The organism is Aeromicrobium sp. (assembly GCF_025965075.1).
Lineage (GTDB): Bacteria > Actinomycetota > Actinomycetes > Propionibacteriales > Nocardioidaceae > Aeromicrobium.
Genome location: NZ_JAOPXQ010000267.1, coordinates 1 through 9,545, shown reverse-complemented (window position 1 = coordinate 9,545; position 9,545 = coordinate 1). Strand labels below are relative to the sequence as shown.

At 72.2% G+C, this 9,545-nt stretch carries 6 protein-coding genes; 2 read left to right on the top strand and 4 right to left on the bottom strand.

Annotated features, from left to right (window positions below; all coding sequences use genetic code 11):
- A partial coding sequence (locus tag JWQ91_RS15670; protein ID WP_297786261.1) for an AarF/ABC1/UbiB kinase family protein occupies positions 1-1,087 on the top strand: 1,087 nt, incomplete at its 5' end.
- Here JWQ91_RS15670 and JWQ91_RS15665 read toward each other — a convergent pair.
- A complete protein-coding gene (locus JWQ91_RS15665) occupies positions 1,055-3,112 on the bottom strand; it encodes an ATP-dependent DNA helicase UvrD2 (RefSeq protein ID WP_297786258.1) in 2,058 nt (685 codons plus the stop codon). The two genes, JWQ91_RS15670 and JWQ91_RS15665, sit on opposite strands and share 33 nt — an antisense overlap.
- Before the next feature lie 74 nt (positions 3,113-3,186).
- Between JWQ91_RS15665 and JWQ91_RS15660 the strand changes: the two genes are divergently transcribed.
- Complete coding sequence (locus tag JWQ91_RS15660; protein ID WP_297786255.1) at positions 3,187-3,429, top strand: mycoredoxin; 243 nt, start codon at positions 3,187-3,189, stop codon at positions 3,427-3,429.
- Between the two features lie 301 nt (positions 3,430-3,730).
- Here JWQ91_RS15660 and nudC read toward each other — a convergent pair whose 3' ends face one another.
- The 3 genes from nudC to JWQ91_RS15645 all read right to left on the bottom strand — a co-directional run.
- Positions 3,731-4,591, bottom strand: coding sequence for an NAD(+) diphosphatase (nudC, locus tag JWQ91_RS15655; protein WP_297786252.1), 861 nt, complete (start codon positions 4,589-4,591; stop codon positions 3,731-3,733).
- Positions 4,592-4,595: 4 nt separating this feature from the next.
- A complete protein-coding gene (locus JWQ91_RS15650) occupies positions 4,596-7,760 on the bottom strand; it encodes a UvrD-helicase domain-containing protein (protein ID WP_297786249.1) in 3,165 nt (1,054 codons plus the stop codon).
- The coding region (locus JWQ91_RS15645; protein WP_297786246.1) for a UrvD/REP family ATP-dependent DNA helicase at positions 7,757-9,545 on the bottom strand (1,789 nt) is incomplete at its 5' end. The genes JWQ91_RS15650 and JWQ91_RS15645, both read right to left, overlap by 4 nt.

The following is a 9,545-nucleotide window of genomic DNA, read 5'->3' as shown; positions in this document are numbered from 1 at the left end:
GGAAGAGCTGATCGGCCCCTACCGCGAGACGCTCGTCAAGCTGCAGGACTCCGCTCCCCCGATGCCGCCCGCGACCGTCCACCGCGTCATGGCCGAGGAGTTCGGAGCCGACTGGCGCAACAGCTTCCCGTCCTTCGACGACCGGCCCGCCGCGTCCGCCTCGATCGGCCAGGTGCACCACGCCACCTGGAAGGACGGCCGCACGGTGGCCGTCAAGCTGCAGTACCCGGGCGCGGCCAAGGCCCTGATCTCCGATCTCAAGCAGATCGCGCGGCTGGCCAGGATGTTCGGCGTCATCGCGCCGGGCCTGGACGTCAAGCCGCTGGTCAAGGAGCTGCAGGATCGGGTAACCGAGGAGCTCGACTACAGCCTCGAGGCCGCCGCGCAAGCGACGTTCGCTGCCGGGTTCAACGGCGATCACGACATCGTCGTCCCCGAGCCGCTGGCCCACACCGAGCGCGCGCTGGTCTCGACGTGGCTCGAGAGCGACTCATCGCTGGCCCAGATCATCACCACCGGCACCCAGGACGAGCGTGACCGCTACGGCGAGGCGTACGTCCGGTTCCTGTTCGCCGGGCCCAGCCGGGCGGGGATGCTGCACGCCGACCCGCACCCCGGCAACTTCCGGCTCATGCCCGACGGCCGGCTCGGCGTCGTCGACTTCGGCGCGGTCGCCCGGCTGCCCGAGGGCCTGCCCACCTCGATGGGACGGTTGCTGCGCCACGCCGTCGACGGGGACTACGACAGCGTCCTCGACGGGCTGCGCGACGAGGGCTTCATCAAGTCCCGCTCGGATCTCGACGCCGACACGATCGCGCGCTACATCGGCCCGTTCGTCGAGCCGGCCCGGGTCGAGCGGTTCACCTTCAGCCGGGAGTGGATCCGCGCCCAGACGTTGCGGGTCAGCGCACCGACCGCCGAGGGCATGGGCACCGCGATGAAGATCAACCTGCCGCCGCAGTACCTGCTGATCCACCGGGTCTGGATCGGCGGGATCGGGGTGCTCAGCCAGCTCGGAGCCACCGCGCCGTTCCGGGCGATCCTCGAGGAGTCCCTACCGGGATTTGCCGACGAGCTGCAGGACTGACTCGGCGTACTGCTCGATCTTGGCCGGGCCGATGCCGGGGACCTTGGCCAGCGCCACCTCGTCGGCGGGCTTGGCCTCCGCGATCGACTGCAGGGTGGCGTCGGTGAAGATGACGTAGGCCGGCTTGCCCTGCTCGGTGGCCTGCTCCTTGCGCCAGGCGCGGAGCACCTCGTAGAGCTCCTCGTCGTAGGTCGCGGGGCAGTCCGCACAGCGGCCCAGCTTGCGGTCGGCGACGGCCAGGACCGTGTTGCAGACCCGGCACTTGGCGACCTTGCGCTGGCGGCCGGCGTCGCTGACCTTGCGGGCCTCGTGACCGGCCGGCAGCAGCGGGTCGAGGAACCGGGTCGGCTGGCGGTTGCCACGGCCGCCGGGCTTGCGGGTCGCGGCCCACGAGATCATCAGGTCGTGCCGGGCGCGGGTCACGCCGACGTAGAACAGCCGGCGCTCCTCCTCCACCATCGCGGGGGTGTCGGCGTGGACGCTCGGCATCATGCCCTCGTGCATGCCGATGCAGAAGACCGCGTCCCACTCCAGGCCCTTGGCCGAGTGCAGGGTCGCCAGGGTGACCCCGTCCGCGGCGGGCGCGTGGGCCTGCTCGATGCGGCGGTCCAGGTCGGCGACGAGGGCCGTCATGTCGGCGGCCGCGTCGGCCTCGGCGAGATCCGTCGCCATCGACACGATGGCGTGCAGGGACTCCCAGCGGTCGCGGACCGCGCCGGAGCCGCTCGGGGGTGCGTCGGTGTGACCCATCGAGGCGAAGATCGCCCGGACGTCGTCGACCAGGTGACCGCCGGCTGCCTCCCCGCGGGCGGAGCCGCGCAGCAGGGTCACCGCCTGGCGTACCTCGGCCCGGTTGAAGAAACCCGTCGCGCCGCGCATCGTGTAGGGGATGCCGTGCTCGCCGAGGGCCTCCTCGAAGGCCTCGGACTGGGCGTTGATGCGGAACAGGATCGCCATCTCGCGATAGGGCACCCCGCGTCGGTGCAGCAGCGCGATCTCGCTCGCGACGGCGTTGGCCTCGGCCAGCTCGTCGGAGTAGCCCATGTAGCTCACCGGGTCCCCCGGCTCCTGCTGGGACTGCAGGCGTACGCCGTCGGCGCCGGCCGGTCCGGCGGTGCGGGCGAACACCGCGTTGGCCGCGGCCACGATCTGCGGGGTCGAGCGGTAGTTGCGGACCAGCTCGATCCGCTCGGCGCCCTCGTGCTTGCGTGCGAACGACGCCAGGATCTGCGGCGACGCCCCCGCGAACGAGTAGATCGTCTGGCGGGGGTCACCCACGACGCAGATGTCGTTGCGTCCGCCGAGCCACAGGTCGAGCAGCTTGGCCTGCAGGGGGTTGACGTCCTGGAACTCGTCGACGACGAACCAGCGGTACTGCTGGCGCACCTGCGCGGCGATGCGCTCGTCGTCGGCGAGGATCGCGGCGGTGACCAGGAGGATGTCCTCCATGTCGATGCGGCCGCGCTCTCGCTTGATGTCCTCGTAGGCGGCCAGGACGTTGCCGACCTCGGACGGGTCGAGCTCGGCGACCTCGCGGCGGGCGGGTCCGGCCGCGGCGGCGTAGGCGGTCGGCGCGATGTTGGAGACCTTGGCCCACTCGATCTCCGAGGACAGGTCACGCAGCAGCGGGGTGTCGGCGCGGCGCCCGAGCCGGCGGACCGCCTCGGCGACCATGCCGAACTTGGACTGGGTGACCTCGGGGAAGTCGCCGCCATAGACGTGCGGCCAGAAGTAGCGGGCCTGGCGCAGCGCGGCGGAGTGGAACGTGCGGGCCTGCACGCCCTGGGCGCCGAGATCGCGCAGACGTACGCGCATCTCGTTGGCGGCCTTGGTCGTGAAGGTGACGGCGAGGACCTCGGTGGGCTTGTAGACGCCGGTCGCGACGCCGTACGCCATGCGGTGCGTGATGGCGCGGGTCTTGCCCGTGCCGGCTCCGGCCACGACGCTGACCGGGCCGCGCAGCGCCATGGCGACCTCGCGCTGCTCGGGGTCGAGACCCGTCAGGAGGTCGTCGGCAGATGGCACACGGGCTCCTTCGGAATGGCATGGGTGAGGTTGGTGTTGAGAGGATCAAGACTAGTCGTCGAAGGAGACACTTCATGTCCGGCACGTTCACGATGTACTCGACCCCCTGGTGTGGCTACTGCCACCGACTCAAGGGGCAGCTCAAGCGCGAGGGCATCACCTTCGACGAGGTTGACATCGAGCAGGTCCCCGAGGCGGCGTTCATCGTCGAGCAGGCCAACGGCGGCAACCAGACGGTGCCGACGCTGGTGTTCGCCAACGGCACCGCCCTGACCAACCCGAGCCTCGCCCAGATCAAGGCCGAGCTCGCCTCCTGACCCCCAACCCGGTGACGCGTGGGTTACGCCCCCTGAGGAGTGGGTTAGCGACGCTGACGCGTGGGTTACGCCCCCTGACGCGTGGGTTGTACCCGCTGACCCGTGGGTTGGCGACGCTGTACGGGTTGCCGGCTTGACCGGCCGCTGACAGCGAACAACCCACGCGTGCGCAACCACGCGTCGCCGGTCCTAAGTCGCGCGTCAACGGTCGTAACCCGCGCGTCGCCGGTCGTAACCCGCGCGTCACGGGTCGTACGTCGCGCGTCAGCGGGTGCAACCCACGCGTCAGCGTTGGGTGGGGTCAGGCCCACTTGCCGTGGATCTCGCCTCCGTGCCACTGCTGCAGCAGCCACCTCGAGATCGAGACGTTGGGCGGCAGGAGCAGCTCGCTGGAGGCCGTCATCTCGGTGACCTCCTCGCGGGTGAACCAGCGCGCCTCGGCGATCTCGTCCTTGTCGACCCGAATGTCGGTGGTGACGGCCTTGCCGAAGAAGCCCAGCATCAGGCTGGACGGGAACGGCCACGGCTGGCTGCCGGCGTAGGTCACCTCGCCGACCTCGATGCCGACCTCCTCCATGACCTCGCGACGGACTGCGTCGTCGAGGGTCTCCCCCGGCTCGACAAAGCCGGCCAGGGTCGAGAACCGGCCCTCCGGCCACACCGGCTGGCGGCCCAGCACCGCCCGGTCCTGGTCGTCGGTGATCAGCATGATGACGGCCGGGTCGGTGCGTGGGAAGTGGTGCGCGCCGCACGCCGGGCAGATCCGCACGTGCCCGGCCTGGGCCAGGTCGGTGAGCGCACCGCAGCGGGCGCAGAACCGGTGCGTCTGGTGCCACTGCGCGATGCCGACGGCGTGCACCGCGAGCGAGGCCTCGTCCGGGGCGATCGTCGGACCGATCATGCGCAGGCTCACCGGTTCGTACGCCTCGGGGACCCGGTCCACCATCACGGCGGCGTAGCGCTGGTCGTCCTTGACGCCGAGGAAGATCCACTCGCCCTCCGGCGCCTCGTCGATCGGGATCCAGCGCAGGCCCTGCCCCCCGACGGTCGCGACGTGCTCACCCCCGATGAGCAGCACCCGGACGTCGGACGTGCGCCACACGTCGTCCTTGCGGAGATGGCCGGCGCGGTCGTGCTGGGCGTTGCTGAAGGCGTAGTCCACCCGCTCAGGCTAGTCCGAGCCTCCGCTCGAGCTCGGTGCGGTCCGGGAGTTGGCCGAAGCGCTTCACCTCGCCGAGGCGTACGTAGTAGAATGCGCCGGTTACGGTGGCCGGGTCGAGGTCGTTGAGCTCGGCCCAGGCGAGCCGGTAGATCGCGAGCTGCAGCGGGTCGGCGGTCGCCTTGCTGTTGGTCTTCCAGTCGACGACCTCGTAGCCCCGCGTCGTCTTGTAGACCGCGTCGATCCGGCCGACGACCTGCTGCCCGCCCAACACGATCGAGAACGGTGCCTCGATGACGTGCGGCGAGCTGTCACCGTAGGGGCCGTCGACGAACCTGGTCTTGAGCTCGTCGAGCTCGGGATCGGACTCGATCCCGACGACCTCGCGATCGCCCGAGCCGGGCAGGTCGGTCGGGTCGAAGAGCCCGCGCTGGCCGAAGTGCTCCTCGACGAAGGCGTGGAACCGGGTGCCGAACCGGGCGGCCGGCGACGGCCGGCGCGGCATCGGCCGGGCCAGGTCGCGCACGAAGCCGTCGCGATCTTCCAGCAGCGCGATCGCGTGGGTCGCCGACAGGGCACCGGGCAGGCGGACGACCCGGGTGTCGTCGTCGAGCTCGGCGGCCTCGGCCAGCAGCTCGTCGATCTCGGTCGAGATCTCCGCCAGCCGGGCCAGTCCGGCCTGCTCGTCGGCCTGCTCATCCGCGCTCTGGGCCTGCGACGGGACGGCGGGGTCGGCGCCGAACCGCAGCGCCCGGACCAGGGTCGCCACCTCACGGCGCCGCTCGAGGCCCGTCAGGGGCGCCGGCCAGGCGACGAGGTCGAGCTGCGCGGCATAGGGGTTGGTGTCGTCGAGCGGCTCGGGCGCCCACACGCTGGGCTCCCGGTCCCGCTCGGCCAGCCACGTCCGCACGGTCTCGAGGAACGGCGAGACCTCGCGGGCGTTCTTCTGCGTCCGGCCCCACCGGTGGCCGCTGACGTACAGGCGCTTGCGCGCCCGGGTGAACGCCACGTAGGCCAGCCGGCGCTCCTCCATCAGTGCGTCGGCGGACGTCGCGGCCTTGTAGTCGTTGAGCCCCGCGGTGGTCCAGTCCTCGACGTCCGGGATGCTGTCGCGGTCGCCGCGCAGCGCGGCGGGCAGCGCCGAGGCGACCGTGACCCAGCGGGGCCGCCCCTTGGCATCGGGGAAGATCCCCTTGGACACGAACGGCACGAACACGACGTCGTACTCCAGCCCCTTGGACTTGTGCGCCGTCAGCAGCTTGACCGAGTCGTCCTCGGACGGCGCCGAGACCTCCATGCCGCGGTTGTACTGCTCCTCGGCGCGGAGGTAGGCCAGCAGCCCCGACAGCGAGGCGAACCGGTCGTTCTGGGCGTACGCGGCGATCGCCTCGAACAGCAGGCCGAGGTTGTCCATCCCGCTCGCGGACGATCCCGACTGCAGCTCCAGGTCGAGGTCGAGCGTCGTCATGCCCCGGCGGGCGATGTCGTGCAGCGGCTCGCCGACGTGCCGGCGAACCGAGGTCAGGATGCCGGAGAGCTCGGCGAAGCGGCGCCGGGCGTCGGGCGAGTACGCCGCGGGGCCCGGGTCGTCCAGCGCATCGGCCAGCGACACGATCTCGGTGGGGTCGGTGCCGGCGACGGCGCGCTCGAGCTCGGACTCCAGGGTCGGCTCGCCGTCCGGCGCGTAGGCCCGGCCGCTCAGCTGCTGGGCGCGACGGCCCAGCAGGGCCAGGTCACGGGGGCCGATCCGCCAGCGGGGGCCCGTGAGCAGCCGCAGCAGGGACGGGTTGGCCGTGACGTCCTCCACAACGTCGAGCAGGGCCAGCAGGTCGCGGACCTCGGGCTGGTCGAGCAGGCCGTTGAGCCCCACGACCTCGACCGGGACCTCGGCGTCCTGGAGCGCCCGGACGATCGCGCCGTTCTCGGCGCCGATTCGGGCCAGGATCGCGATCTCCTTCCAGTCCGTTCCGTCGGCGTGCGCCGCGACCACGCCCTCGACCAGCGCGTCGATCTCGTCGCTGACCGTCAGGTGCAGCGCGGCACCGACGTGCCCGGGACCGTTCTCGGGGGCGGCCTTGAGCGGGCGGACGATCGTCGAGGACTGGTAGAACTCATCGGCGACCCGGTTGGCGACGTCGATGACCTCGACCCCGCAGCGGCGGCTGACGTCGAGCGAGTGGGGGTTGCCGGTGCGCCGGGACGCGGCCGGGAAGTCGTAGAGGAACTCCGACAGGTTGTTGGCCGCGGCACCTCGCCAGCCGTAGATGCCCTGCGCCGGATCGCCGACCGCGGTGACGCTGTGCCCGAGCCCCTCCTCGGGCGCGGCGCCGGAGAACAGGTTGACCAGCAGGTCACGCTGGGCGACGGAGGTGTCCTGGTACTCGTCCAACAGCACGACGCCGTAACGCTCCCGCAGCGCGGCCCCGACCTCCGGGATCTGGGCGATCTGCGCACCCCAGGCCATCTGGTCGGAGAAGTCCATGACCCCGGCCTCGACCTTGGCCTCCCGGTAGCGCTCGACCAGGTGGCTGAGCTCGATCCGTTTGCGGGCCGTCAGGATCGCGTCCCGGTGGAGCTTGAGCTGCTTGTCGACCGACTCCATCTCGAGGATGTGGCTGCGGTCGAACTCGCGCAGCTCCTCGGTCGTGACGAGATGCTCGGCGAGCTGGCCGTCGAGGTCCATGACGTCGTTGACCAGGGTCGGGACGTGGGTGCTGACCGCGGCCAACGGCCGGTCGTACGACGAGATGACCCGGGCGACCATCTGGAACCGGGTCGCGTCGGACAGGACCCGCAGGTCGGGCTCGATGCCCAGGCGCAGGCCGTGCTCGGCGATCAGGGTGCCGGCGAACGCGTGATAGGTCGCGACGGTCGGCTCGCCGTGCTCGGACCAGTCACCGATCGTGGCCAGCGACGCCCGGACACGGACCCCGAGCTCGGCGGCGGCCTTGTTGGTGAAGGTCAGCCCCAGGATCGTGGCCGGGTCGATGCCCTCGTGCCCGGCCAGCCACACGACCCGTGCCGCCATGACGGTGGTCTTGCCCGAACCGGCGCCGGCGATGATCGACTGCGGGGCGTCGACGGGTGCGGTCACGGCACGGAGCTGGTCGGTGCTGAACGGGATGCCCAGCACGTCGCACAGGTGGGCGGCGTCGCGGATGAGCGGGATCATGCGCCACCACCGACCACGGTCGCACCGGACGGCTTGGCGGGGCACAGCTGTTGGAAGTCGCAGTAGCCGCACGCGGTCGGGCTCGGCGTCGCCGGGAACGTCTCGGTCCGGATGACACCGAGCGACTGCCGGATCTGGTCGAGGGCGAAGAACGGCTCCCCCGTCTCGGGGGCGCCCTGCGCCTGCACCTTGGGGTCATCGGGGTTGCGGGCGCCCTGCGCGTTGCGGAGCTGGACGAGCTCGGCGCCACCGGCCGGGGCATTGGGCGCCAGCTCCGCGGTCGCGCCGTGGTCCACCGCGACCTGGTAGAAGCCGAGCTGGGCGTGCTGGGCGATCGCCGCGGAGCTCGGCACGCTCTTGGTGGTCTTGAGGTCGACGACGTGGACCCGGCCCTGCACGTCGAGCTCGACCCGGTCCATCGACCCGCGCAGCACGGTCGGCACCCCGTCGAGCTCGAGCTCGACGACGAAGGGGTGCTCCGCGGCCAGGGTCGTCCGCCCATGGGTCGCGTGCCAGCGGGCGAACCGGGCGAGCGCCTGGTGCGCGGCCTCGCGCTCCCGGTCGCCGACCCAGCGGGCCGGGAACTCCAGCCGGCGCCACACCTGGTCGAGGCTCGCGGCGAGCGCGACGGGATCGGGGTCGATGTCCTGACGGACCACGTCGGCGGCCAGGGCGTGCACGATCGAGCCGAAGCCCTGCGCCGACGTCGTCGCGGTGGATCCCTTGGCCTCGTGGGAGAGGAACCAGCTCAGCGGGCAGTCGACGATCGAGCTGACGGTGCTGCCCGAGAGCCGCACCGGCGCGTCCGGGTCCCAGATGGGCTCCTCGGCCTCGGTCAGCTCCGCGACGCCCCACCACGTGCCGGGATCCGCACCGCGGGTGGCCCAGACCTCCCGGGCCGCGAGGGTCGCCAGCATCCGGGCGGCCTCCTGACGGACCCGGGCACTGGTCGTGGACTCCGCGAGGGCGCGCAGCTCGGCGACGGTGCCGCGCAACGACATCGGCCGCGGCGGGCGCACCCGCCGGCGCTGGGCCGGCCCCGTGGCGTGCGGGATCAGCTCCGTGACGAACCGCGAGGGCTGGTCCCCGCTCTCGTTGCCGCTCTCGACCGCCGTGACGACCAGGGTCCGGGACGCCCGCGTGCACGCGACGTAGAACAGCCGGCGCTCCTCCGCGGCGAGGCTGGCCGACGAGGCCGGCGGGCGTACGCCCTCGGGACCGAGCCGGTCCGACTGCAGCAGCGACCCGCGGTAGCGGATGTCGGGCCACACGCCGTCCTGCACGCCGGCCACGACGACCAGCGCCCACTCCAGGCCCTTGGAGCGGTGGGCCGTCATGAGCCGCACCGCGCCGTCGCGGACGCCGGAGTCGGCCAGGGTGCTGCCGGGGATCTCCTGGGCCTGGATCTCGCGGACGAAGCCCTCGACGGTCCGGTGGCCCTGCTGCTCCTCGGTGCGGGCGGCCTGCTGGAACAGGGCGCACAGCGCGTCGAGATCGCGGTCGGCGCGGGGAGCGCCCTCGCCCCCGTCCTCGGACTCCCGCCGTAGCCGGCGGGGCCAGTCGGTGCCGGTCCACAAGGTCCAGAGCACCTGCTCGGGCGCCTCCCGGTCGGCGATCTGCCGGGCCGCCCGGGCCAGCAGCGCCGCGACGGCCGCCGTGCGGGTGATCGCCTCGGACGTCGCGGGGTCGTGGCCCGCGCTGGCCGGCAGCTCGGTCGGATGGGTCAGGACCGCGGCGACCAGCTCGCGGGACGGCCGGGGACCGCCCTCGCGGTCGCCGTCGGCG

What these genes read in the sequence shown, in the direction of transcription:
- JWQ91_RS15660 (WP_297786255.1), top strand. Translation starts at nt 3,187, where the DNA reads ATGTCCGGCACGTTCACGATGTACTCGACCCCCTGGTGTGGCTACTGC.
- JWQ91_RS15650 (WP_297786249.1), bottom strand. Translation starts at nt 7,760, where the DNA reads ATGATCCCGCTCATCCGCGACGCCGCCCACCTGTGCGACGTGCTGGGC.